Genomic DNA, 24,528 nt, shown 5'->3' on the forward strand with positions numbered 1-24,528 from the left:
GGTACGACCGCTTATCATGTTTTTATTATTTTAAAGTGAGTTGTTTCGTTTTACTCTTTCATACATGCATAATTCAAGCAGATTATAGATGTATGAAAAAGTAAAAGTAATTTGGGGCGTAATCTATCTATATGATAATTTGAAATGAAATATAAGTCTATATCTTTGTTGTTTTTTTGATTATATTTATGTCACTGAGCTCAGAACAATGATGTGGAGGATAAGTATATGGAATTGAATTATGTACCAGTTTTAATTGTTGGAGGGGGATTATCAGGGTTAGCATCTGCGTTATTTCTTGCAAAACATAACGTTGATTATTCGCTGGTTGAAAGGCACACGTCTACTGCAATTCATCCAAAAGCAGGTGGAATCACTTTTCGTACGATGGAGTTATTTCGAGAATTAGGTTTAGAACAAAGAATTAGATCAGCGGGTAAAGCGTTAGAAAATTGCCGAGGAAGAATAGCGGTTCATACAATAGCTGAGGCGAATCAGGAAGAATTGGCACAAATGAGGGCGAATCAGTATGAAAATGATGAAAAGTTACTTCAGAAAATAGAAGAGATTAGTCCATCAAAACAAACTGCTTGTTATCAAATTACTTTAGAAGAGATCATGTTACAAGAAGCGAGAACATTAGGCGGAGAATTATCTTTTTATCATGAATTAGTTTCTTATGAACAAAATGAGCAAGGAGTAATCGCAACGATTCGGAATCGCGAAACGGAAGAAGAAAGTATTATACATTGTGATTATGTAATTGCAGCGGATGGAGCGAAAAGTAAAATACGTGAACAACTAGGGATAAGTACTGAGGGACGAGGTACAATCGGTGGCTATTATATGAATATTTATTTTGAAGCGGATTTAAGTGAGTTTATACAAGGAGATGCATTTGGTTTTTCTATGGTACTTCATCCGGAAGTTCTTGGTGCGCTTATTCCAGTTGATAACGAAAGAAGATGGATTTACCATGTATCCTACGATCCATTAAAAGGAGAGCAACCAGAAGATTTCACGATAGAACGTTGTAAACAAATTATTCAAACCGCAATTGGAAGCACAAATGTTGAGCCGGAAATAGTAAGTGTTTTACCGTGGAAAGCGGCTGAAAGTACTGCTACAAAATTTCAAGATAATCGCATTTTTTTAGTTGGTGATTCTGCACATATTATGCCGCCAACAGGAGGGTTTGGTTCCAATACAGGAATACAAGATGCACACAATCTAGCCTGGAAATTAGCGGCTGTTATAAAAGGAAAGGCAAAACCAAAACTGTTAGAAACATATCATGAAGAGAGATATCCTGTTGCAAAATTAACGACAGATTATGCGAGTAGTTTACTGTTTCATGCGGCGAATAGAGAAGAAGGTATTTTAAATAATATGGACGGTTTAGCTGTTACAGTTGGATATCAGTATTGTTCAGAGGCGATTATAGATGACTCAGTCACTCCACATAGAATGGATAGCGTAGAGTTGAACGGGAGACCTGGAACGCGAGCGCCACACTTTTTTGGAACATATGATGGGAAAGAAATTTCAATACTTGATTTGTTAGGTAACGATTTTGTATTACTTACTATAGCAGAAAATCGTACTTGGGCTGAGTGTGTACAGAATGTTTCATCTACATTAGGAATAAATATAAAATTTTATAGCGTTGGTTTAAGGGGAGACTTTATTGCTCAAGAAGATATTTTTAGCAAATTATATGGAATAGAGAATGGAGGAGCTGTATTAATTAGACCAGATGCTTTTATAGGATGGCGTTTGGAAAAAGAGGTAGTAAATCTAGATGTAGTGCTTGAAGAGGTAATGGGTAATTTATTATGTGATTTTTAAGTAACTAAGGAAGTATTGTCTTTTATAGGACGATACTTCTATTTTTTTAGCTTAAAAAATAAAGATTGTGTAGTGAAGAGACATTATTATTATAAAAATATATGTAAATTAATTCTCTTTCTATTTTTGTTATTAGAATTTTTTTAGTTTTTAGTTATAAGTGTTGGCAATTACTAGATTGAATCATTTTTTTATTGTATTATATTTCCTAGAGATTACATACTACATTACCTCTAGCCGAAGTAAAGCAAATAGACGATGTAAAAAGACATATTTTATCACCAAAAGAATTTCTTAAAGCTTGATTAAAATTAAAAACAAGTGCTTTAGGCTATGCAGCAATGGGGGTTGGTACAACTGCTGTAAGTGCCTTTGCGGGAGCCAAAGCAGGTGCATTGGTTGGAACTTTTTTTGGAGGTCCAATCGGAACTGCTGCTGGGGCTTGTATTGGCTTTGGTGTTTCTATAGGAGCTAGTATAGTAACAGATGGAATTAAGTTTAATAAAGGTGATTGGAATCATGATGGTAAACAGGATTCGATAAAAGATAAAGTTAAAACTGGAATCGGAGCAGCTTTAGATAAAATTATTTAGTTTTTGGGAGATTAATATGGAAAAATATCACGGAAAGAGCACGGAACAAATTATTCAGAAATTGATGCCTGGCAGTGTAAGATCGAGTGTCGTTATGGTATGGGTAGTTATTAATTTTATGATTTTAACCCCATTTTTATTTCCTCCAACCTTTACTATATACTTATATATAATTTTACCTTTTCTTTTGATTGCTAATATATGGGGAGTATGGGTATTTTTTTATAAACCAAATGAGCTAAGGTTGGTACACATTTTATATAATGGATTTATGGGAATAACTTTTTCTTTTGGAAGCTTTATAGTGATTCAAAAGATGGCATATACCTTTATTAAAATTGAAACACCGCTGTTTTTTATTGTTACTTTTGTGCTTTACATTTTTACAATTTATAAATTGATTTCTATTGGAATGAAAAGTTTTTTAAGGCGATTAAACAATGAAGAAAATGACAATATAAAAATTTCTCCAATTGTGTATGTATCAGGGTTGGGATATGTTATTGGACAAATATGTATAGGTACATTATCACAAAACGGTTTAGCGACGGTCTTAATTTTAGTCTTTTCTTTATTTGCTGTTGTGCTTAGTATATCTGGAGTATATATATGGGTATATGTTGATTTGAAGAGGAAGGAAATGGATGGGATGCATAATGGACAAATATAATGGCAACAACATAGTCGATTGTATACGAATATTAATACCATTTGATATAAGAAATATTGTAGGGGCCTTTATGTGGGTTATCATGAATTTTATGCTACTTATCATTTTATTCATATTTCCACCGTTCAATATATACTCTTACGTAGCTTTACCATTTTATGTGATATGTAATCTATGGGGAATTTGGGTTTTTATTCATAAGCCTCGGCAGCCTCAATTGCAACATTTACTATATTCTGGATTTGTTGCGTTAAGTATTTCATTTTGTAGTTTTATAGCTGTGCAAAAGTTAGCTTACGAATTCGTAAAAATAGAGTCGTCTTTATTTTTTATTCTATCGCTTATTGCATATAGTTTAATTGTTTATAAATCTGAATTATTCTGGATTAAATATTTTACAGCCCGCTTAAGAGGAACAACGGATCAAGATGTGAAAATCCCTAAAATTGTATTTTTTTCAAGTTTAGGTTATATGATTGGTCAAATTAGTATTGGAATTTTGAGCCAAAAGACTATGGCTATTTTATTAATCATTCTCTTATCATTTTTTTCCGTTGTGTTCTTAGCTCTAAGTACACATGTATATTTTTACTTTGATTTTAGAAAACAAGGTATTACTTCGGAACATTTAAAAGAATTACATTCTCAAAAGAAACCTAAATTGTCAAGGAAGGAAAGGAGACAATCCACGGCTACTTCGGGGCATGTAAATATACCACATTCTCAAAAGAAACCTAAACTTACAAGAACGGATATACGAAATTAAGAATTTGTAATTAAGTAAAACTTAGATTTACGTAAATATCATGTCAAATGACAATAGAATTTTATCTTGTATGAATGGAAATTAAAGAAGTTAGATAGGAATCGGGCTGTTCGGAAAAATTCGATGTGTTCAAATACTAATTAGTATAAGATAGATATATAACTTATACTGATTAAAGCTTCACTGTACCGGAAAAATAATATTTGCAAAATTTAATAGGTTTGGTATGATTAATTTCGACAAGTTAATCGAGGCCGGAGATATTTGAGATAAGCCATAAATTTATTTAGGGATACAGAAGTGCCCTCTAAATAATTTATGGCTTTTTTTATTGGATGAACCGTACACAATAGGGAATTTACATGTGGAAAGGAGGGGGATAGAAAATAAATAGTTTTCTATATTAATAAAATAGGGAAAGTATATTTGTAAGACTGAAATTTTAATATAAGCTTATAAAAATAATGAAAGTATATCTTCTATTTCGTGTAAATCTCATTAACTTGTTGAAATTTACAACGTAGGAAGGGTTAAAAGGATGAGAAAAATTATTAGCGTATTAGTTATTTTCTTTATGACGGGAAGTATTTTTGCTGGGGGAGCTGTTCATGCGAAAGCAGAAGGAAAGCATGAGTGGAATAAGAATAAGTTTTTAAATATTGCACATCGCGGAGCAAGTGGACATGCACCTGAGCATACTTTTGCTTCTTATGATTTAGTAAAAGAAATGAAAGCGGATTATTTAGAGTTAGATATTCAATTAACTAAGGATGGCCAATTAATTGCAATGCATGATACAGCGGTTGATCGCACGACAAATGGAACAGGCGAAGTGCGAGATAAAACGTTAAGCGAAATAAAGAGTTTAGATGCAGGATCGTGGTTCAATAAAGCGTATCCAGAAAAGGCTAAACAAGAGTATGTTGGTCAAAAAGTTCCGACTCTTGAAGAAATTTTCCAAAAGTACGGAAGAAGCATGAAGTATTACATTGAAACAAAATCACCAGATGTGTATCCAGGAATGGAAGAGAAGTTATTAGCTTTATTAGAAAAATATAATTTAATAGGTCAAAACATGTCTTCTAGCCGTGTGATGATTCAATCATTTAGTAAAGATAGTTTAAAAAAGATTCATAGTATGAATAAAAATATTCCGTTAGTTCAATTGCTTTGGTATTATCCAAATGAAAACAATGAGATTGTTGAATGGTCTGGCATTACACATGAGCCGAAACGTGTAACGAATGATGATTTTCAAGAAATTAAAAAGTATGCAGTCGGTATTGGACCAAACTTACGTAATGATAACGGAGATTTAATTATCAATGAGTCATATATGAAAATGGCTAGGCAAAATGGTCTGTTAATTCATCCTTATACAATTAATGAGAAACCAGATATGAGATTGTTAATGAAATGGGGTGCTACAGGAATGTTTACAAATTATCCGGATCGATTACATAGTGTGTTAAAAGAAAAATAAGTGAGATAGCATAAAAGGTATACCGGTGTTTTAGGTATACCTTTTTCTATTATGCTAGATTATAGTAATAGGAAACATATTCTTCTAGACCATGAACCTCTTTTTCAGGTGGCTCAATACCACCTTTTCTACCGTAGCAAACATTTCTCAAGTATTCTCCAAAAATCATAGAGCGGCTTTTCTCATTTTCCATCCAATTATATCTATTAATTATAAACTCACCATCGAAACTTGTATCAAATGTATATGGGATACAAGTAATAGTTTTAGGTAAATGTTTTTTTAAGACTCTATATTGCCGACCAGCGCCTAAGCTTTTGCATACAAATAGTAGCCGATTAACCTTTGTGAAATCAAAAATCTTTTTCGCTTCTATTACATTAGCGATAGAATGAAGGGAGTTTGTCTCGAATATGATAGCGTCTTTTGGTATGCTATGTTCCATTAATTTATTTACAATTACTTCTGCTTCTGACAAATCCCCGTAATTCCAGCTCGGATGTTTCATGCCATGTAAACTAGTACCACCTGTAACGATAATTTGATTTCCTAAACCTTGTCGATAAGCTTCTAGAGGAGCTTGCCAATTGCCGGGGTGAGAACCGCCGAAAACGAAAATGACATCACATTTTTGTGGTGTTATTTCTTTTAGAAAAGTGATTTCTGTAATTTGATCGATTTGTTTTTTCGTAAGAGTAGGGACATCAGGATATTTAGGTATTACCATTTGAAAACCTCCTATATAATAAAATGACAAATTCATTATATAGCGATTTTGATAAGTGGAAAAAGGGAAGCTTTTCATTTGAAAGTACCCCTTTTAAGATAACTCTCCAATAAACCAAATCTCTTTTTCATCGATTGCATCCTCATCATAAATGACTTCTTGAAAGCGCAATATTTGAGGAGTAGGACAAATTGAAATTCCCCATGTTTCCCAAAAATCAATTTCATTCGAAAGAAGAATCCATTTTTGAAATTCATTATTTCTATTGAAAAAGTTATGAAAGTAGTCATCGTTTTTGAATACGATAATTTGCGATCTCCATAAATTCTCTATAGAAATTAAAGCAACAACTCGATATGTATGTGTATCACTCGGTTTTATTTTTATTAAATGATTTACTCGATCTATTAAGGTTTGTATACATAACCGTTTTACTTTTCTAGGTGTTTTATGAGACTCGATAAAATCTTGCGAAACGGGTAAAGGCATATACCAATATTCATCGTTATAGAAAGTAGAAGGGAACGTTTTTGTATGTTCCTCAATTCGTTTTATCATAGCGTTTGTTTTTCGTTTTATCCCACGTATTTTCTTTTCATGCATTGTGAATCACCTCCATAAATTTTTGTAATGCAGCTGAGCGAAATATATCGTTTCTAGTAATGAAAGTAGTAGGAACTTTTTTGAAGCTATTTGGTAAAGGATTGAATGATACGCCATGTTCATGCCCCTTTAAAATGGATTTCATCATAATCGCTACGCCCATACTTGATTTTACACATGCAAGTATCGCTTCAATTGTTCCGAACTCTAATACTCGCTTAGGTGAGATGTCTTCTTCTTGAAGCCAGTCTTCTAATAAACTTCTATAATAGCAACCGTGACTAAAGGCAAGTAAATTCATATCTTCTATGTCTTTAAGAGAGGATAAAGTTTTTTTACTAATGAGAACTAATTCTTCTTCATGAAATACATTTGAATGAAGTTCATTATGCTGAGTAGAGCCAGCTATAAATGCTCCGTCAAGTTTTCGATCTAATACAAGCTTAATTAGTTGTTCGGTCGTATTTGTTTCTAAAATCAATTCGACTTCTGGGTACTTCTCATAGTAGGTCGTTAATATAGAGGGGAGCCTTACTGCAGTTGTAGATTCTGTACATCCAATTTTCAAAGTACCTTTTGGCTCAGTTCCATTACTTTGAACCGCTTTTATAGATTGATCCATTAAGTGGATAATTTGTTTGGCGTACGTTAATAAAATTTCACCGTTAGAAGTTAAAGTTACACCTTTTCCGTTTCGGTAAAATAAAGGCACACCTAATTCATTTTCTAGTTGTTTCATACGCATTGTTACGCCTGATTGTACATAATTCAAATTTTTCGCTGCGTGAGAAATATTATTTTCCTTCGCGACTTCGCAAAATACAGTTAAATCTTTTATGTCCACGTATCATCCCTCCAAAAAGATATCAATTTTTTTGATGGATTATATGATGAATCTTTATTTTATATGATATCAGAACTTTCATACAATGGAAGAGGATGGAGGGATTATTGTGTTAATGGAAGAAAGGATGAACAGTACTTATAAGTGGGTGATGTTAATTGTTGCGACGATTGCTCAAACAACAGCGACACTTATAACATATGGTGTCGGGGTTTTCGCTTTATTTTGGAAAGAAGAATATGCGCTTACGAATATGGAGAGTGGATTGTTAGTAAGTGTTGTAAATGTTGGACCGTTATTTTGTATGCTTTTTGTCGGTCGGCTACTTGATCAATATAATGAAAAAATAGTAATTTCTATCAGTTCATTTTTGCTAGGGAGTTCGCTTTTACTGACTAATATAGTAAGTGGATTTAATGGGTTATTATTTGTACTTTTATTAATAGGAATGTTTTATAGTGTTTCCCAGCCAGGAGGAAGTAAAGTGATTTTAAAATGGTTCCCAAAAGAAAATCGCGGATTAGCGATGGGGATAAGGCAAGCTGGTATACCGATTGGTGGCGCGTTAGCGGGAGTGTTAATCCCGTTTCTTACAGTACAATATAATATGACTTACGCGATAAATAGTATCGCATGCATTTGTATAATTGGAGGAGTATTATTTTTTGTGTTTTATAAAGAGCCATATGTTCAGGAGGAAGCGAGGAAAGGACATATTAAAATTTCCTTTTGGATGGAGCTAAAAGTAGTGATATGTAAAAAAGAGTTGTATCCAATTTATATAACGGGTATTTGCATGATTTCATTACAAATGGTGTTAGTTGGACACTTCATGAAGTTTTTAGCAGGGGAACAATCGATTACATCTATTGTAGCCGGAACAGTATTTTCAGTTATGTTCTTTTCTGGAATGATTGGTCGTGTTGTATTAGCAGCTAGTAGTGATTTGTTTTATAAGGGGAATCGGCGCACGCCATTATTTATAGCTGTCTGTGCTTCTATCGGTTTGATTCTATTGTTAGTCATTGGCATACATACAATAACGAGTGGAGTATTGTATGGTGTAAGTGCATTGTTAGGGTTCTTTTCAATTGGATGGTTTAGTCTTTTTATAGCCGAAGTTGCTGAATTGGCGAGTGAAGATTCTGTTGGGATAACAGTTAGTTTGGCACTTACATTAAATCAAATTGCTATTATTGTTGCACCTGTTTTATTTGGTTATATTGTGGATGAGAAAGGGTATGCGTATGCGTGGTTATGTATAGTAGTATTGTTAAGTATCTCGGCAGTCAGTTTATATAGAAAAAACAAAACAATAAAAGAAAGTTAGCAATGTAAATTTTTTATGAAGAAAATATAAAGAAATGCCGAGTGAGCGACATTTCTTTTTTTATTTGTTGTATAATCAAAGTATAAATGAGATTCATTTTCAATGAAGTTCATTGCCTCTTTTGAAATTGCCTGTAATTTTAGCCATAATGATTTGTTTTTCTTTATCGTTATTTGCATGATTTGTTTTGTTTGAAAATTTTTAGTATCATTTCCTTTTAAAGTTATAATCTATTTTACTTAATATTAAATTATAACTATGTTTTATTGTAGGATAATGAAACGTCATATCATCTAAACAATTGTCTCTATCTGTGTTTTTCATCTTAACAACTCCGTTTCTTATAGTGTGTAACAAATGTTACATAAGATATTGAAATTATAGTAGGGTGCATCCGATTGTATGGTGGAAATTTTGCAAGAAAGAAATACAATAGAGAGTAGCCGAAAACTGAATATGAGAAAAAGGAATCTAGTTCATTTAGGTGAATAATAGGTAGTATTATAAAAAAATTAAAAATTAATAGATATAGAATAGAATGGATGCGCGTTAAGTGAAACTAGATAAAAGAGGGTTCCTATTATGTTAAAGAAATGGTTAATCGTTTTCTTTATTTTTGCTGTTTTTTCTGGAAGTGTCGTTGCACTCATACATGCAAGTAAAGGTAAGAAATATGATATAAAGGCATTTTCTAATTTGAATAATAAGCAAAAGCACGATATGCAAGAAGTTGATGCCAATGAGAAAAAGCACTATGAAGTTGTAGCTGGAAAACTAGATCAATATTTAAAAGATAAAGGATTTAATGGTAGTGTTCTTGTAGCTAGTAAAGACCATGTGATTTTACGAAAAGGTTATGGGTATGCAAATGTGAAAGATAAAGTATTCACAACGCCAAGAACGAAATATCGCATTGGTTCTATTACGAAAACAGTTGTTGCAATATCTATTATGCAACTAAAAGAAAAAGGAAAATTAAATATTGAAGACAATGTAAATAAGTATATTCCATCGTTTCCGGCAGATAAAAATATTACGTTACGAAATTTATTAACGCACACATCAGGGTTACCAGATCAAGGAAAAGGTAGGGTGGATGCGGCGTCACGTTTAAAGTTAGTAACGTGGATTGGTTCGCAAGCGTTACAATTTCCTGCAGGGACAGGATGGAAATATACAGACTATAATTATATGGTGCTTGCGTATATTGTAGAAAAAATTACGAATAAACCGCTCGCTGAATACGTGAAAGAAAATATTTTCACTCCTGTTGAAATGCATGAATCTGGAATGGGGGCAACTCTCCCAGAAGATATTTTTTTAGCAGAAGGTTATACGAGAAAAGATAATGAATTAATAGCTGCACCCCGCTTAAAAATGAACTGGTTGTATGGATGTGGTGAAATGTATACGACTGTTGAAGATATGAAAAGGCTAGATGAAGCTATTATGAATGAAAAACTGTTATCTAAACAAAGTGTATTAGATATGTTTACTGCATCACCTGCAAGAAAATATGGATTTAGTTTCTATACGTATCCAGATTATTATCATAACCACGGGGTATTAGCAGGCTGGAATACTTTTAATAATTTTAACTGGGATAAAAGAACGTTTGTCATATTGTTCTCTAACGTCCAAAATGGTATGAATGATGCATTTAATCAAGAGTTTAGGAAAATGGCGAATGATTTAATAGAAGGAAAGGGAGCATGAAAGAGAAAGAGCCTCTAGCGAGAGGCTCTTCTTTTTTATAAAGTTGAAAACTCTTTAACAAGTTCACTAAAACGATTTAATGCACTTTCAATCGGTTCTGGCGTAGTTAAATCAACACCAGCTTTTTTCAATAAGTTTAATGGGTAGTCTGAACTTCCGCCTTTAAGGAATTCAATATAATGTTTTTGAACATTTGGATCGCCGCTCAATAAATTATCAGCAATTTGGATTGCAGAAGCGAATCCAGTTGCGTATTTGTATACGTAAAATGGACGGTAGAAATGCGGTATTCTAGCCCATCCGTATTTTACTTCTTCGTCAAATACGAGGGAGTCGCCATTATACTCTCTGAATAAGTTTTCATAAACCTTGCTAAAGACTTGGGCATTTAATGGTTTACCTTGCTGTGCCATTTCATGCGTGATTTTTTCAAATTCAGCGAACATGATTTGTGTAAAGAAAGTGCCTTTAAATTTCTCAATGAAATGGTTTACTAAATGGTTACGTACGTTAGCATCTTTTGCTTCTTTTAATAAATGATGAATTAATAGCACTTCATTTACTGTAGAAGCGACTTCTGCGACAAAGATAGTATAGTGTGCAGAAATTCTTGGTTGGTATCCGTGTGAGTAGTGCGTATGCATACCGTGCCCACATTCGTGAGTAAGAGTGAAAAGGCTATTTAAATCATCATGATGATTTAAAAGAATGAAAGGATGAACGCCGTATACACCAAAGTTATAAGCACCGGAACGTTTTCCTGGCGTTTCTCTTACGTCAATATAACGTTTATCTTTAAAGCTTTTTAATGTTTCAATATATTCTTCACCTAAAGGAGCTAGTGATTCAATCATGATATCAAACGCGTTATCATATGGAATGTCTTGTTTTACACCTTTTACTAAATCGACACTTAAGTCATATTGTCTTAGTTCATCGACATTTAATTTCTCTTTTCGAAGTTCATTATATGTATGTAAAGATTGAATGTTTTTTTTCGTCGTTTCAATTAAATTGTCATATACTTCTTTCGGAACCGTGTCGCCAAATAATGATTTCTCTAACGCTGATGGATATTTTCTTAGCTTAGAAACAGTAACATTATTTTTAATAGCAGCAGATAAAGTAGAAGCAATAGAATTTTTCAATTGAACGTATGGCTTGTAGTAAGCTTTATAGGCTTCTTTACGTTTTTCGCGGTTCTCATCTTCTATTAACTTTGCATACATTCCTCGTGTTAAAGTAACTTTTTCTCCATCATTAGTAGTCACTTCACCAAATAATATATCTGCATTATTTAACATGCCATATGTATGCTGAGGAGAGGAGAGTGCTTCGCCCATTTGTGATAAAATCTCTTCTTGGTCCTTATTCAATACGTGTTTTTTATAACGATATAATTCAAATAAGTCTTCTTTATAATATTGTAAGCCTTCTGCTTCTTCTATGTAAGTGTGTAATGTGTCTTCATCTATGCTAAGTAAGAATGGAGAAAAGAAAGATTTAGCCGCACTTACTTTCACGTGCAATTGTGACACTTTATCAACAAGAGATTGAGCGTCAGTATCACGCGTATCAAGATCAGATTGTAATCGTGCATAAGCGAACATTAAAGATATTATGCTAGAAATTTCTTCACTCTTTGTTAAATAGGCTAATAAACTATTGCCATCGTGAATATTTCCATTAAACTCGTGTAATTCATTCGTTAATACTTCAATTTTATGAAAATCGCTTTCCCAATCTTCAATGGTATCGTAAATATCCGTTAAATCCCATTTTTCTTTATCAGCTACTTGTAGTCGATCTTTAAGTTCTGTCATAATCATTTCCTTTCTAAATATGTAGTTATATTTCTATATAACTATGAAATACAACAAATTGCAAAAAATCCCTGCTGAAAATCAAAAAGCCTTGCTTAAAAGGCAAGGCTAAAAAAATTATAATGTAATTCCGAATTTTGAATGTAAAAGATTTTTATATTGCACATCTGTAACTTTTTCTTTCGTTTTTTTACCGTTTTTCACTATTGTCAGACTATCCTTCGTTAAAGAGGCATGCCCACCTTCAGTTAGTTTTACAATAAGAGGTACTTTGTTAAATGGTGAGCCATCGTGTTCAACAATAATTTTTTGTGCTGCATTTGCTTTTTTTTCATCCACTTCTTCTATATAAAATGCATAGCCTAACGTCCAATCATCAGTAGAAGATTGATCCAAAAACTCATCGTTTTTACGCATCTCTAACATGTAGTTTCCTTTTTCGGTCATTTCTTTACGAATACGATAATCTCCTGTAACGGAGTGAACGACTTCACCTGAGAAAGGAACAGGTGCAAGCGGTAAGTATGATCCGAATCCAACTTCAATTAAATAAAGCTCATTATGATGTTTTAAAATGGTTGCGATATGTCCGGAATCAACGGCCCATATGGAATTTGCAGCGTTATACACTGTTCCTGAAACGAGATAAACATCAAATCCAGCATCTTTAAGGAAATAATACATAGTAGGATTGAGTTCATAACAAAGACCACCACGATTGTTTACTAAAATTTTTTCTTTTAGATTTTCTTTTGATATTTCCTTAAAATTCTTTTCGAGAACATTTAAGTTTTCAAAGGGGACAGTTTGTGCCATTGCGTACATAATGTTAGATAAATCTTCAAATGAAACTTTTTGTTTTTCTTCTATATTTAATCTTGTAAAAAATTGTTTTTGAAAGTCGGTCATAGAAATCCCTCCGTTATGCTTTTATAGATAAATTGTAAACAATCTTGAATGGGATGTGAAATGAAAACTCCGTTGAATATTTGAAGGTGGATTAAAAATAATATGGAAGAGTGAAAGATTGATACTTTACTAACAGAGGGACGAATATTATAATAATTCTGATAAACTATGCAAACGCTTTCTTAAAAGGGGATGGTATACAGATGTTTAAAAAAATAACAATAGTCGGCTTGTCGGTTGTTTTGTTTTTACCTAGTATATATGGGGGGAGTAAAGTGTATGCAGATACGATTAACAATGGAACGTTAATGCAGTATTTTGAGTGGTATGCTCCAAGTGATGGAAATCATTGGAATCGTTTGCGCACTGATGCTGAAAATTTAGCGCAAAAAGGAATTACATCTGTTTGGATACCTCCTGCGTATAAAGGAACTACGCAAAATGATGTAGGATATGGAGCATATGATTTATATGATTTGGGTGAATTCAATCAAAAGGGAACAGTGCGGACGAAATATGGGACGAAAGCACAATTGAAATCTGCAATTGAAGCTTTACATAAGCAAAACATCGATGTATACGGCGATGTAGTTATGAATCATAAAGGTGGAGCAGATTATACTGAAATTGTAACAGCTGTTGAGGTAGACCGTAACAATCGAAATATTGACGTATCAGGTGATTATGAAATTAATGCATGGACAGGGTTTAACTTTCCTGGGCGTGGAGATACTTATTCTAATTTCAAATGGAAATGGTATCATTTTGACGGAACGGATTGGGATGAAGGAAGGAAATTAAATCGAATTTATAAATTTAGGGGTATAGGTAAAGCATGGGACTGGGAAGTATCTAGTGAGAATGGAAATTATGATTATTTGATGTATGCAGACCTTGATTTTGATCATCCAGATGTTGCGAATGAGCTGAAAAATTGGGGGACGTGGTATGCGAATGAATTAAATTTAGATGGCTTTCGTTTAGATGCTGTTAAACATATTGATCATGAATATTTACGCGATTGGGTAAATCATGTTAGGCAGCAAACGGGGAAAGAAATGTTTACGGTGGCTGAATATTGGCAAAATGATATCCGAACTTTAAATAATTATTTAGCGAAAGTCAATTATAATCAATCTGTATTTGATGCACCACTGCATTACAATTTTCATTATGCTTCAAAAGGAAATGGGAATTATGATATGAGAAATATTTTAAATGGAACAGTAATGCAAAATCATCCTGCACTCGCAGTTACTCTTGTTGAGAATCATGATTCGCAGCCTGGTCAGTCATTGGAATCTGTAGTAAGTCCGTGGTTTAAACCGTTGGCATATGCATTTATTTTAACTCGTGCAGAGGGCTATCCTTCAGTTTTTTATGGTGATTACTATGGGACAAGCGGAAATAGTAGTTATGAAATTCCAGCGTTAAAAGATAAAATTGATCCGATTTTGACAGCACGAAAAAACTTTGCATATGGTACGCAGCGTGATTATTTAGACCATCCAGATGTGATTGGTTGGACGAGAGAAGGTGATAGTGTACATGCTAATTCTGGTTTAGCGACATTAATCTCTGATGGACCGGGAGAATCAAAGTGGATGGATGTTGGAAAGAATAATGCAGGGGAAGTATGGCACGATATGACGGGTAATCAAACAAATACTGTAACGATTAATAAGGATGGATGGGGGCAGTTCCATGTAAGTGGCGGATCAGTTTCTATATATGTTCAGCAGTGAATTGTTAATAGAAAAGAAGAGGTAGACTGAAATATAAGTTTTCCTCTTCTTTTTATATTGTTATCATTACTAAATCGTTATTTTAATAAATGAACTAGTCGACTTTTGAGACAACAAGGGATGCGTTGGAATAAATAATGTCACCCGTGGCTTCTCTTATTCGTACTCGAAGAACATCTCCTTGGTTTAAAGATAATAGATCAGTTCTGGCGGATGTAGCTCTTACCCCAGGACCACCACCAACTCGTGATTCAATTGCGAATTGAATTGAATCGTTTATTGTAAGATTTAATATACTTGACGAAATAGCTTGTATCACAAATACGATTGAAAACGATACTGAGTATACACCAGTAGTATTAATTGTAATGGAGTTGTCTACTGGATTTAGAGTAGTTCCACTAACAGGTCCTGGAAGGGTAAAATTAATATTTGTATTAACTACTACTGAAAAACCAATACCTACGTCAGTAGTTATTGTTCCAAATACGGGAAGAATCCCTAAACCGGTTGCTCCAGTAGGACCAGTAATTCCAATTCCGGTAGGTCCTGTACCCCCAGTAGGACCAGTAATTCCAATTCCGGTAGGTCCTGTAATCCCAGTAGGACCAGTAATTCCAATTCCGGTAGGTCCTGTAATCCCAGTAGGACCAGTAATTCCAATTCCAGTGGGTCCTGTAACCCCAGTAGGACCAGTAATTCCAATTCCAGTAAAACCTGTCGCACCGGTAGGTCCTGTGATTCCAGTAGGTCCGATCGGAAATGTAAATGGTGGAATTGGTGGTAGTGTGGGGCCAATTAAATTTGGTTCGAGAGCAGTTCCGTGTAAAATAATATATTTTTCGCTCATGTAGTAACCTCCTATGATTGCTTGTCATAATTATTAAATGTAGTAGGGAGAGTAAATGACATTCACAATAGCGGAGGCACTTATTTAATTTGAAATGAAAGTTGGATATAATTCAACTGCATGCTGTGATATTGAAGTGTATAGATATGTATTAATTAAGTATGGTACCTTTACTTCTTACAAAACATATAGTATGATGATTTCAGTAAATTAGATTTCAATGACTATAATATAAATTATTGAGAGGTGCTTTTTGTGAGTGCGGTAGGTACTAAATAGGAAAAATTGAATGAAATAAATCAGATAAGAACAGGGGATTTTTATGTATATCATACCCCTAATTTTGTCATGGATTTATTTCGATACCTATGAAGATACCTACAATACTTTATAAAGCGTGTAATAAGGGGATTGCCATCCGTTTTTATGGCTTATTTCCTCATATGTTATTACTTATGCCTTGTAAATGTAAAAGCTGCGGTATCCCCGCAGCTTTTTTATATATATTTTTAATGTATAAAAATGGTAATTGAATAATGTAGAGCTCATTGGAATCTAATGAGTAGGTATCTTCATTTATGATATAAATTAATCATAGTGAGGAGAAACAAAATGAATACGATGACTTTTGAAAAGTTACAATATAACGAATTAAAGGATATAGTGAAATTTTATTGTGTAAGTGGATTAGGAAAAGAATTAATAAATAAATTAGAGCCGAGTACGAGTATAAAAGTGGTAAGGAATCGATTAAATGAAACAACCGAAGCGCGAGCTATATTAGATGCAGAAGGGCATGTGCCTTTTTTCGGTATTTCAAATATTGCTAGTACAATTCAAAAATTAGAAAAAGGAATGATTTTAGATCCAGAAGAGTTAGTAAGTGTTTCAGACTTTTTACGCGGATGTAGAAAGATTAAAAAATTTATGTTAGATAAAGAATTTTTTGCACCAGTATTAGCTTCTTATGCAAATTCAATGACTGAATATAAAAGTATTGAAGAGGAAATTAACTTTTCAATTAAAGGAAATAGTATTGATTCTGCCGCTAGTAAAGAGTTAAAACGAATTCGAAATAACATTGATTCGGTAGACGGGAAAATAAAAGAACGTTTAACGAAGTTTTTAAATAGTAGTGCAAATAAGAAGTATATTCAAGAATTCTTTATTAGTAAGAAGGATGATAGGTATACGATTCCGATTAAATCTTCTTATAAAAATCAAGTTGCGGGAAGTATAGTTGAAGCGTCGGCTAAAGGTTCTACTGTATTTATAGAACCGCATACGGTTACAAAGTTAAATGCGGAACTTGCAAGTTTGAAAGCAGAAGAAGCGATGGAAGAATATCAAATTTTAGCGACTTTATCAGGAATGGTAGTAGAAAATATATATCATATAAAAATTAATATGGAATTAATTAGTCAGTATGATATGGTGTTTGCGAAAGCGAAGTTTAGTAAATCAATCGATGGAATAGAGCCGAAGTTAAATGATCATGGCTATATTCATTTAGTAAATTGTAAGCATCCGCTTTTAAGTGGAAAAGTAGTACCGTTAAACTTTGAAATCGGTCAAAACTATCGTAGTTTAATTATTACAGGGCCAAATGCGGGCGGTAAGACAATTGTGCTAAAAACAATTGGATTACTAACATTAGCGACGATGTCAGGTCTTCATATCGCTGGAGATAAAGAAACAGAAATTGCTATTTTCGAAAATGTATTTGTAGATATTGGTGATAATCAAAGTATCGAAAATGCACTCAGTACGTTTTCATCACATATGAAAAATTTATCTGAGATTATGAGGATGTCAAATAATAATACGTTGCTATTGTTTGATGAAATAGGAAGTGGGACTGAACCGAACGAAGGAGCAGCACTTGCAATTTCTATTTTAGAGGAGTTTTATCTTGCCGGATGTATTACAGTTGCGAGTACGCATTACGGTGAAATTAAACGCTTCTCAGAAATGCACGATGATTTTATGAATGCAGCGATGCAATTTAATAGCGAGACACTAGAACCGCTTTATAAATTAGTGATCGGTAAATCAGGTGAAAGTAATGCACTTTGGATTGCAAATAAAATGCACGTAAGAGAACATGTACTGAAAAGAGCGAAAGCGTACATGGGAAATAAAGAATATACTTTAGAAAAAGTGAATGAAAGTAAAATTAGAAAACCGAAATTCCTGCAAGAAAAAAGAGAAAATCATTACGAGTATAAAATAGGCGACCGTGTAAATTTATTGGATCATGATGATTTTGGTATCATCTATAAGGAAATAGATAATTTCTATAACGTGGTTGTATATTATAACGGTGAATTCATTGAAGTGAATGTAAAACGTATTACTTTAGAAGTAGCAGCAAAGGAATTATATCCAGAGGGATACGATTTAAATACGCTATTTGTCGATTATAAAGAAAGAAAAATGCAACATGATATAGAGCGTGGATCGAAAAAAGCACTTCGTAAAATTCAAAAAGAAATAAGAAAGAATAGAGGGTGATCTAGAGTGGTAACGATTAGACAAGAACAAAAAAATGATTATAGAAAAACAGAAGAAGTTGTAAAAGAAGCATTTTTACATGAAGAGTTTAGTGATAAAAAAGAACATGAACTTGTAAGACGTATTAGAGAATGTGACGCATTTATTCCGGAATTATCAATTGTTGCGGTAGATGAGGAAATAGTCGGTCACATTATGTTATCGAAAATTACGATAGAACAGGATGGAACTTCTGAAGAATCATTAGCACTTGCACCAATTTCAGTTGCTAGGGGCCATCAGAAAAAAGGAATTGGCGGTAAACTTATCGCTTATGCTTTAGAAAAAGCGAAAGAACTTGGATACGGATCAGTTGTAGTATTAGGACATCCAGAGTACTATCCGCAATTTGGTTTTAAAAAAGCAAGTGAGTGGAATATAAAAGCACCATTTGAAGTGCCTGAAGAAGTGTTTATGGTAATAGAATTAGCAGAAAATGCTCTTGAAAGTGTAGAAGGAGTTGTACAATATTCGAGTGCTTTTGCTGAGTAGGAGTATCGGTTAAGAAATATAATCATAAAAGACGCTACCTTTTTGTATGGATATACAGAAAGGTAGCATTTTTTTATTAAGCGAAGCTACTTACATATATTTTGCTCAATGAATAATTGAGGTGTTAATATTGAGATAGAAATGTAAAGGGAGAGAAAAAAGAATGAAGAATCGAGAAACAGATAGCAATGTCGTTACGTTATATGTTACAAGACATGGTAAAACAATATTAAATACGAACCATCGCGCGCAAGGTTGGGCAGACTCTCCGTTAGTGGAAAAAGGTGTGGAAGTTGCCACAAATTTAGGAACGGGATTAAAAGATATTCATTTTATGAATGCGTATAGTAGTGATAGCGGCCGAGCGATTGAAACTGCTAATTTAGTATTAAAATATAGTGAGCAGTCAAAATTGAAACTTGAGCAAAGAAAAAAATTACGAGAATTAAATTTTGGTATTTTTGAAGGTGAAAAACTTGATAATATGTGGGATGCGGTTGGAAAAGCTGCGGGCGTTACATCACCAGAAGAACTTATGAAGTTTTCTATTCAAGAAGTTATTGATCTTATTAGAGCAGCAGACCCTACAAAACAGGCGGAAGATTGGGAATTATTTTCTACTCGTATAAAAGCAGAGATTGATAAAATTAGTGAAGAAGCAGCTAAAGATGGCGGCGGGAACGTTTTAGTTGTCGTTCATGGGCTTTTGATTACTACCTTAATAGAAATGCTAGACAGTAGTAAAACAAAACTTGGCGTGGAAAATGCTAGTGTGACGAAGATTGTATATCAAGATGGAATATATACAGTCGAGTCAGTTGGTGATATGAGTTATGTTGCAAAAGGGAAAGAGAGTGTGGAAATATAATCGTACAACATTTTGGCTCTCTTTACGGAGAGACAACGAAATAAGTGGAGAAATATTTTTTCAATGAAAGGGAAATAGTGGATTTGTATAGAGAGAACCGATGCTTGCATGCAACAAGTATCGGTTCTTTTATGTTTGAAATAAAGGATGCTATAAAAAATGTCAAGCGACATGGTCTAAGCTTGTTTTAAATCAACCAGCACCTTCTGTTTCTGGAGGATTATATAATTACGTTGTTATAAATAAATATAAAAATGGTGTATTCCAAAAATCAGTAGATTCTAATAGTGGTAATGGAGCAATTAAAACGGGGCAAAGGAGCACTTATACTGGAATGGTATATGATTTAGATCCAAGAAAAGCGCAAGCGCAGGGGAAACATGCCATTCCGAATAGTGATGCATATAATTATGCGGAGACTATTTGGTATTAATACGATTATAAATGTGTTAAGAGCTGTTATTTAATATAAAAAAGAAAGAGCCTTACTGCATTTTATTGTGGTAAGGTTCTTTAAAGTTGTTTAATAGATTAAGTACAGTCATTTACAAAGGTCTCTCTATATAATCGCTTTTAAGTATGGCCATAATCATTTCATCTGAGTATGTATCGTTATAAAATAAAGATTGACGTAAGATTCCTTCTTTTACAAAACCAACTTTTTCATAAGCTTTAATTTCTCGTAAATTATGGCTAAATACTTCTAACTGTAAACGATTTAATGATAGTTGTTTAAAAACAAATCTTAAAACGATTTTAATAGCTTCAGTTCCATAGCCTTGTCCTGTTAATGCTATTGAAAGCATTGATATTCTGAATCCTGCTCTTTTGTTCTCCTCATCGATATCTAAAATCGACAACTCTCCAATCATCTCGTCATTGCTTTGTAAACAAATAGCGAAATCATAGCGACTTGAATCATTATTTATATGATCTATATGTGTTTTAATTTGCTCCAACGAAAAAGTAGACTTGGTTCCAGTCATATATCTTATTTCATCATCCATTGTACTTTCTAACATAATAGGAGCATCTAGCTGACAAAGAGGCCTTAAATAAATTCTTTCACTCTCTAATCTCATTATAATTTTCTCCTTTAGTTAGTAATTGAATGTATAAATACTTAAACTTTCTTCAATGAGTTACATAAAAAATATGAATCTTAATTCGATATTTGTCCTTTATGATGAAACTCATGTGTCTCCGTATGAGTTAAAAGCCATAGCGGCGTTGTACTCCAAGGTTCTTTTTGCCATTTTACTTCATTTGCTATATTATCGAGCCATCGGTCAGTGTATTCATCTAAAAAGCGTTGTACGGTCTCATCTACTAACTTAAATCTAGCACGAACTTTTTCTACATCTGCATGTTCAATTTCATAATTACTAGCGAATGAAAAATCTGCTCGTTTTTGCTTGAATGCGAATGATCCAAGCCAGTATCGATAACAATCGGCTACATGAATATGTGTCTTTATAATGCTACCGCTCCCGAAATTCGGAACAGTGCTATGTAATTTTTCTAATGGGATTTCTTCCAAAAACGAAAATAGAGTTTCTCTTGTAGAGCTAATATGATTATATTGTTGTTTTAAAACATGTAACATGCCATGACACTCCTCTTTTATTTACTAAAGTATTTGTGTAGTAAGTAATTCTATATTTATGAGAGATGAACCTTTTTATTAAGCATATTAGGTGTGTTTCTTAAGGGTTTCTGATAAATTAAACAAGATGAAACTTTAATGAATTGAACATTATTAGTTCGTAATAAAATGCAAATCAAGAAGGAGAGCGATAAAATGAATAGACTAGTTGGTTTAAAACAATTGGAAATAACGCGTGGGGAATTGCTTAAATTTATGGAGACGCTAGATGATAAAACTGTAGATACACAGCCGGATGGTTTTAATAATACAATTCGCTGGCATATTGGTCATGTATTAACAGCAGCAGAGACTTTCATGTTTGGAAGAGAGTTTAAGCAATTACCAACTGAATATCCAGGTATGTTTGGGTATGGATCAAGACCATCTAAATGGAAAACAGAAGGACCATCATTAGACGTGTTAATGGCTCAATTAAAAGAACAAGCAAAACGTATTAACGAAATTCCAGCAGAAGCATTTGAAAATAAACTGCCAGAGCCATTCTTAGGACTAGAAACAGTTGGTGAGCTTTACGGTATGATGCTTTATCATGAAGCAGATCATATTGGTCAAATGAAAGCAATGGAACGTATTATTAAGGCTCTTTAGTTTGAATTGCATATAACGAGAAAAATGACAGATGTATTGTTAAATAATATATATACAAAAAAGGTAGATAAATTATTATCTACCTTTTTTTGTATAACTTCTTGAAGGATTAGGGGTTATCATCGTGATGCTGATGAAGAAGGGCGAAAAACCAATATATAAGGATAAAAAAATTATTATTTTTATGATGGATTATTAATTATAGTATTCCTAAATATGGAATATACGTATAATAAAAGAGAAGAACTAGAAATAGGGGTGAATACTATGATTACATTAGAACGAAAGCTGGAACAATATACACATACATATTCACAGTTAAAGGGAGAACTAAAATGGAAAACGAGTGATTCTCGAACAGGTATGATGATTGCTGCTATGATGGCAACGATTGCCGCTTCATCTGTAGCAACTTCCTCCGCTAGTAGTAGTTCATAATGTGTAACTGTTTATGCTGTTGTAAATTATGATGAATCTATATAACTCCTTGGATGAGGAAGGTGTCTTATGAAACTATCCGTGTATGTTGCAAGTGCATTTAGCAAGGATCATAAAGGCGGAAATAAAGCAGGAGTGGTATTTATTGAGAATGCATTGACCACTACTCAAAAAATGGCAATAGCCAAACAACTGGGTTATGCGGAAACCGCATTTATATCAGAATCTGAAATTGCTGATTATAAATTTGAGTATTTTACACCAAAAGAAGAAGTTGATTTATGTGGTCATGCTACAATTGGCTCTTTCGCGATACTGATGCATTTAAATAAACTTTTCAGGAATTGCTATACAATTGAAACAAACAGCGGTGTTCTTACTATTACCATAAAAGATGACAGCATATTCATGGAACAAAACAATCCGATATTCTATGATGTTGTATCTCCAAACGAGTTCATCGACTGTTTTGACATGAAAGCTATAGATAATAAATATCCAATTCAAATTGTCTCCACGGGCTTAAAAGATATTTTAATTCCTATAAAAAGCGAAACACGATTACATGCACTGCAACCTAGTTTTGAAAAAATTAAAGAAATCAGCAAGTATTATAATGTTGTCGGGATGCATCTATATACTTTTAATGACGATCGAATTATATGCAGGAATTTTGCGCCACTATACGACATTAATGAAGAAGCAGCGACTGGAACTTCAAATGGTGCATTAGCTTGCTACCTTCATGAACAGCACAACTTGCAAAAAGAAGTCTATGTATTTGAACAAGGTTATTCTTTGGAATCGCCTTCTGAAATATTAGTTAAATTAGCAACCAATAGCAAGAATGAAATAGAAAAGGTTTATGTTGGCGGCAAAGGCTATTACTGTGAAACTAAGTGTTTAAATGTAGAAAATATGGAGTGAAAATAAAAACAACGAATAAAAAGGTTGAGAAAATACTTTCTCAACCTCGGACTGTAGACAAAGTATTTGATTATTCGATGCTTTGTCTTTTTTCTTTGTAATATGAGGGCACAGATGTAACAGAAGAAAATTACAAGCTTACAAGAAGAGGTTGAGCAGGATAGAGAAAAATGATTGGAAAAGTCCTTAAAAAGAAAAATAGGAAGTGATTTAAAAGTAAAAAAGACAAAAGTAAGTACGACAGATAATGAAAGTGTTTTTTGTTTTTACATAATCAGCATTATTTTTTCAACTGCTTCAAATGTTTAAGTTGTGTAACAATCATAATGCTAATAACAACGAGTAGAAACCATGAGCTAATTTTGCTTAAGTGAACGAGATTCCACGTTTCATGTTGATTTGGATATTGCCATGCTCCGAAAAATGTTGCGATATTCTCTGCAATCCAAATAAAGAACCCGATAAGGAAAAAGGAGAGAACGAGTGGCATTTTATATGTAAAGCCTCGTAATGAAAATTCTACAAATGTGCGAAAGAAAACGATGAATAAAAGTAAAGTTAATACCCATCTAAAATCGTATATGAAATGGTGGGTGAAAAAATTGAAGTAAATCATTGCTCCTAGAGGTATTGCAAAAATAGCTTTTGGCCAATGATACATTTGTAAATGCATTCTTCTCCATGCTTGGCATATGTAACTTGCGACACTCGCATACATAAAACCGCTGTAAAGTGGAACTCCAAAAACCTTTGAATACGCCTCTTCAGGATAACTCCACGAACCGAAATGTACTTTATATATTTCAAGTAAAAGACCGATGAGATGGAAGACAGTAATTACTTTTAATTCGTCTTTCGTCTCAAGTTCAGTCTTATACATAAACCACTGCATAAGAAGACATACGATGAGTATGAAATCATACCGATATAAACCTGGAATCGTTATGAGTTTTGAAAGAGCTAGTGTTAAAAAAATGACGACTGGGAATAAGCAAGATAATGCTTGTTCATAAGTAAAATAGAGAAGTTGTTTTATATAAAACATGTTTTCACCTTCTATGAGTTCTCGTTTTGATTGAATAATCT

General features: G+C 33.3%; 22 protein-coding genes and 4 pseudogenes. 15 read left to right on the forward strand and 11 right to left on the reverse strand.

Features of this window, described 5'->3' with window-relative positions:
* Nucleotides 1–228: 228 nt before the first annotated feature.
* The 5 genes and pseudogenes from ACVWY7_RS20915 to ACVWY7_RS20935 all read left to right on the forward strand — a co-directional run bounded on the left by ACVWY7_RS20915 (nucleotide 229) and on the right by ACVWY7_RS20935 (nucleotide 5,360).
* Nucleotides 229–1,848, forward strand: coding sequence for an FAD-dependent oxidoreductase (locus ACVWY7_RS20915; protein WP_456523956.1), 1,620 nt, complete (start codon nucleotides 229–231; stop codon nucleotides 1,846–1,848).
* Between the two features lie 221 nt (nucleotides 1,849–2,069).
* Nucleotides 2,070–2,441, forward strand: a pseudogene (locus ACVWY7_RS20920) (type VII secretion protein); the annotation flags it as partial.
* 16 nt (nucleotides 2,442–2,457) lie between these two features.
* The gene (locus tag ACVWY7_RS20925; protein ID WP_326969401.1) at nucleotides 2,458–3,111 is read left to right on the forward strand and encodes a hypothetical protein; all 654 of its coding nucleotides are present in this window, start codon (nucleotides 2,458–2,460) and stop codon (nucleotides 3,109–3,111) included.
* The gene (locus ACVWY7_RS20930; protein ID WP_000501768.1) at nucleotides 3,086–3,877 is read left to right on the forward strand and encodes a hypothetical protein; all 792 of its coding nucleotides are present in this window, start codon (nucleotides 3,086–3,088) and stop codon (nucleotides 3,875–3,877) included. The genes ACVWY7_RS20925 and ACVWY7_RS20930 overlap by 26 nt, the downstream gene beginning before the upstream one ends.
* A gap of 538 nt (nucleotides 3,878–4,415) precedes the next feature.
* Complete coding sequence (locus tag ACVWY7_RS20935) at nucleotides 4,416–5,360, forward strand: glycerophosphodiester phosphodiesterase (protein ID WP_073525320.1); 945 nt, start codon at nucleotides 4,416–4,418, stop codon at nucleotides 5,358–5,360.
* Between the two features lie 49 nt (nucleotides 5,361–5,409).
* Here the strand turns inward: ACVWY7_RS20935 and ACVWY7_RS20940 are convergent, their stop codons facing one another.
* From ACVWY7_RS20940 to ACVWY7_RS20950, 3 genes are all read right to left on the reverse strand, one after another.
* Nucleotides 5,410–6,087 carry a YdcF family protein gene (locus tag ACVWY7_RS20940; RefSeq protein WP_000236548.1) on the reverse strand — a complete coding sequence of 226 codons (678 nt, stop codon included), beginning with the start codon at nucleotides 6,085–6,087 and terminating at the stop codon, nucleotides 5,410–5,412.
* A gap of 93 nt (nucleotides 6,088–6,180) precedes the next feature.
* A complete protein-coding gene (locus ACVWY7_RS20945) occupies nucleotides 6,181–6,690 on the reverse strand; it encodes a DUF3916 domain-containing protein (protein WP_000544591.1) in 510 nt (169 codons plus the stop codon).
* The gene (locus tag ACVWY7_RS20950; RefSeq protein ID WP_000351666.1) at nucleotides 6,683–7,534 is read right to left on the reverse strand and encodes a LysR family transcriptional regulator; all 852 of its coding nucleotides are present in this window, start codon (nucleotides 7,532–7,534) and stop codon (nucleotides 6,683–6,685) included. Before ACVWY7_RS20950 ends, ACVWY7_RS20945 begins: the two co-directional genes overlap by 8 nt.
* A gap of 85 nt (nucleotides 7,535–7,619) precedes the next feature.
* Between ACVWY7_RS20950 and ACVWY7_RS20955 the strand changes: the two genes are divergently transcribed.
* On the forward strand, nucleotides 7,620–8,864 hold the full coding sequence (locus tag ACVWY7_RS20955; protein WP_033681848.1) for an MFS transporter: 1,245 nt from the start codon (nucleotides 7,620–7,622) through the stop codon (nucleotides 8,862–8,864).
* Here ACVWY7_RS20955 and ACVWY7_RS20960 read toward each other — a convergent pair.
* A complete protein-coding gene (locus tag ACVWY7_RS20960) occupies nucleotides 8,861–9,043 on the reverse strand; it encodes a hypothetical protein (RefSeq protein WP_001167458.1) in 183 nt (60 codons plus the stop codon). The two genes, ACVWY7_RS20955 and ACVWY7_RS20960, sit on opposite strands and share 4 nt — an antisense overlap.
* Nucleotides 8,964–9,188 (reverse strand): annotated as a pseudogene (locus tag ACVWY7_RS20965) (hypothetical protein). Before ACVWY7_RS20965 ends, ACVWY7_RS20960 begins: the two are co-directional and overlap by 80 nt.
* A gap of 258 nt (nucleotides 9,189–9,446) precedes the next feature.
* On the opposite strand from ACVWY7_RS20965, the gene ACVWY7_RS20970 reads away from it, so the two are divergent.
* Nucleotides 9,447–10,580, forward strand: a complete 1,134-nt coding sequence (locus ACVWY7_RS20970) for a serine hydrolase domain-containing protein (protein ID WP_000915213.1) — start codon at nucleotides 9,447–9,449, stop codon at nucleotides 10,578–10,580.
* A 35-nt stretch (nucleotides 10,581–10,615) separates the two neighbouring features.
* Here the strand turns inward: ACVWY7_RS20970 and pepF are convergent, their stop codons facing one another.
* Together pepF and ACVWY7_RS20980 are read right to left on the reverse strand one after the other, a co-directional pair.
* Nucleotides 10,616–12,403: an oligoendopeptidase F gene (pepF, locus tag ACVWY7_RS20975; RefSeq protein WP_212114965.1), complete on the reverse strand. Its 1,788-nt coding sequence runs from the start codon at nucleotides 12,401–12,403 to the stop codon at nucleotides 10,616–10,618.
* A 117-nt stretch (nucleotides 12,404–12,520) separates the two neighbouring features.
* Nucleotides 12,521–13,312, reverse strand: a complete 792-nt coding sequence (locus tag ACVWY7_RS20980; RefSeq protein ID WP_212114967.1) for an arylamine N-acetyltransferase family protein — start codon at nucleotides 13,310–13,312, stop codon at nucleotides 12,521–12,523.
* Nucleotides 13,313–13,515: 203 nt separating this feature from the next.
* Between ACVWY7_RS20980 and amyS the strand changes: the two genes are divergently transcribed.
* A complete protein-coding gene (amyS, locus tag ACVWY7_RS20985; protein ID WP_212114969.1) occupies nucleotides 13,516–15,057 on the forward strand; it encodes an alpha-amylase in 1,542 nt (513 codons plus the stop codon).
* 94 nt (nucleotides 15,058–15,151) lie between these two features.
* Here the strand turns inward: amyS and ACVWY7_RS20990 are convergent, their stop codons facing one another.
* Nucleotides 15,152–15,907, reverse strand: coding sequence for an exosporium leader peptide-containing protein (locus ACVWY7_RS20990; RefSeq protein WP_429667260.1), 756 nt, complete (start codon nucleotides 15,905–15,907; stop codon nucleotides 15,152–15,154).
* 612 nt (nucleotides 15,908–16,519) lie between these two features.
* Here ACVWY7_RS20990 and ACVWY7_RS20995 point away from each other — a divergent pair.
* The 4 genes and pseudogenes from ACVWY7_RS20995 to ACVWY7_RS21010 form a co-directional block, all read left to right on the forward strand.
* A complete protein-coding gene (locus ACVWY7_RS20995; protein ID WP_073525313.1) occupies nucleotides 16,520–18,421 on the forward strand; it encodes an endonuclease MutS2 in 1,902 nt (633 codons plus the stop codon).
* Between the two features lie 6 nt (nucleotides 18,422–18,427).
* A complete protein-coding gene (locus ACVWY7_RS21000; RefSeq protein WP_212114973.1) occupies nucleotides 18,428–18,952 on the forward strand; it encodes a GNAT family N-acetyltransferase in 525 nt (174 codons plus the stop codon).
* Between the two features lie 163 nt (nucleotides 18,953–19,115).
* Nucleotides 19,116–19,820, forward strand: coding sequence for a histidine phosphatase family protein (locus ACVWY7_RS21005; protein ID WP_000797133.1), 705 nt, complete (start codon nucleotides 19,116–19,118; stop codon nucleotides 19,818–19,820).
* A gap of 160 nt (nucleotides 19,821–19,980) precedes the next feature.
* Nucleotides 19,981–20,253: pseudogene (locus ACVWY7_RS21010) on the forward strand (DUF2690 domain-containing protein); the annotation flags it as partial.
* A 112-nt stretch (nucleotides 20,254–20,365) separates the two neighbouring features.
* Here ACVWY7_RS21010 and ACVWY7_RS21015 read toward each other — a convergent pair.
* Both ACVWY7_RS21015 and ACVWY7_RS21020 read right to left on the reverse strand, forming a co-directional pair.
* Nucleotides 20,366–20,902, reverse strand: coding sequence for a GNAT family N-acetyltransferase (locus ACVWY7_RS21015; protein WP_212114976.1), 537 nt, complete (start codon nucleotides 20,900–20,902; stop codon nucleotides 20,366–20,368).
* An 80-nt stretch (nucleotides 20,903–20,982) separates the two neighbouring features.
* On the reverse strand, nucleotides 20,983–21,426 hold the full coding sequence (locus tag ACVWY7_RS21020; RefSeq protein WP_000903450.1) for a DinB family protein: 444 nt from the start codon (nucleotides 21,424–21,426) through the stop codon (nucleotides 20,983–20,985).
* A 195-nt stretch (nucleotides 21,427–21,621) separates the two neighbouring features.
* Here ACVWY7_RS21020 and ACVWY7_RS21025 point away from each other — a divergent pair, with 195 nt between their 5' ends.
* From ACVWY7_RS21025 to ACVWY7_RS21035, 3 genes and pseudogenes are all read left to right on the forward strand, one after another.
* On the forward strand, nucleotides 21,622–22,077 hold the full coding sequence (locus ACVWY7_RS21025) for a DinB family protein (RefSeq protein ID WP_001081142.1): 456 nt from the start codon (nucleotides 21,622–21,624) through the stop codon (nucleotides 22,075–22,077).
* Between the two features lie 216 nt (nucleotides 22,078–22,293).
* Nucleotides 22,294–22,464: pseudogene (locus ACVWY7_RS21030) on the forward strand (DUF4003 domain-containing protein); the annotation flags it as partial.
* 120 nt (nucleotides 22,465–22,584) lie between these two features.
* Nucleotides 22,585–23,442: a PhzF family phenazine biosynthesis protein gene (locus ACVWY7_RS21035; protein WP_105989637.1), complete on the forward strand. Its 858-nt coding sequence runs from the start codon at nucleotides 22,585–22,587 to the stop codon at nucleotides 23,440–23,442.
* 280 nt (nucleotides 23,443–23,722) lie between these two features.
* Here the strand turns inward: ACVWY7_RS21035 and ACVWY7_RS21040 are convergent, their stop codons facing one another.
* Nucleotides 23,723–24,487 (reverse strand): DUF817 domain-containing protein, encoded by a 765-nt coding sequence (locus ACVWY7_RS21040; protein ID WP_073525309.1) that lies wholly within the window; start codon nucleotides 24,485–24,487, stop codon nucleotides 23,723–23,725.
* Nucleotides 24,488–24,528 lie beyond the last annotated feature (41 nt).

Source organism: Bacillus sp. TE9106W (assembly GCF_054062215.1).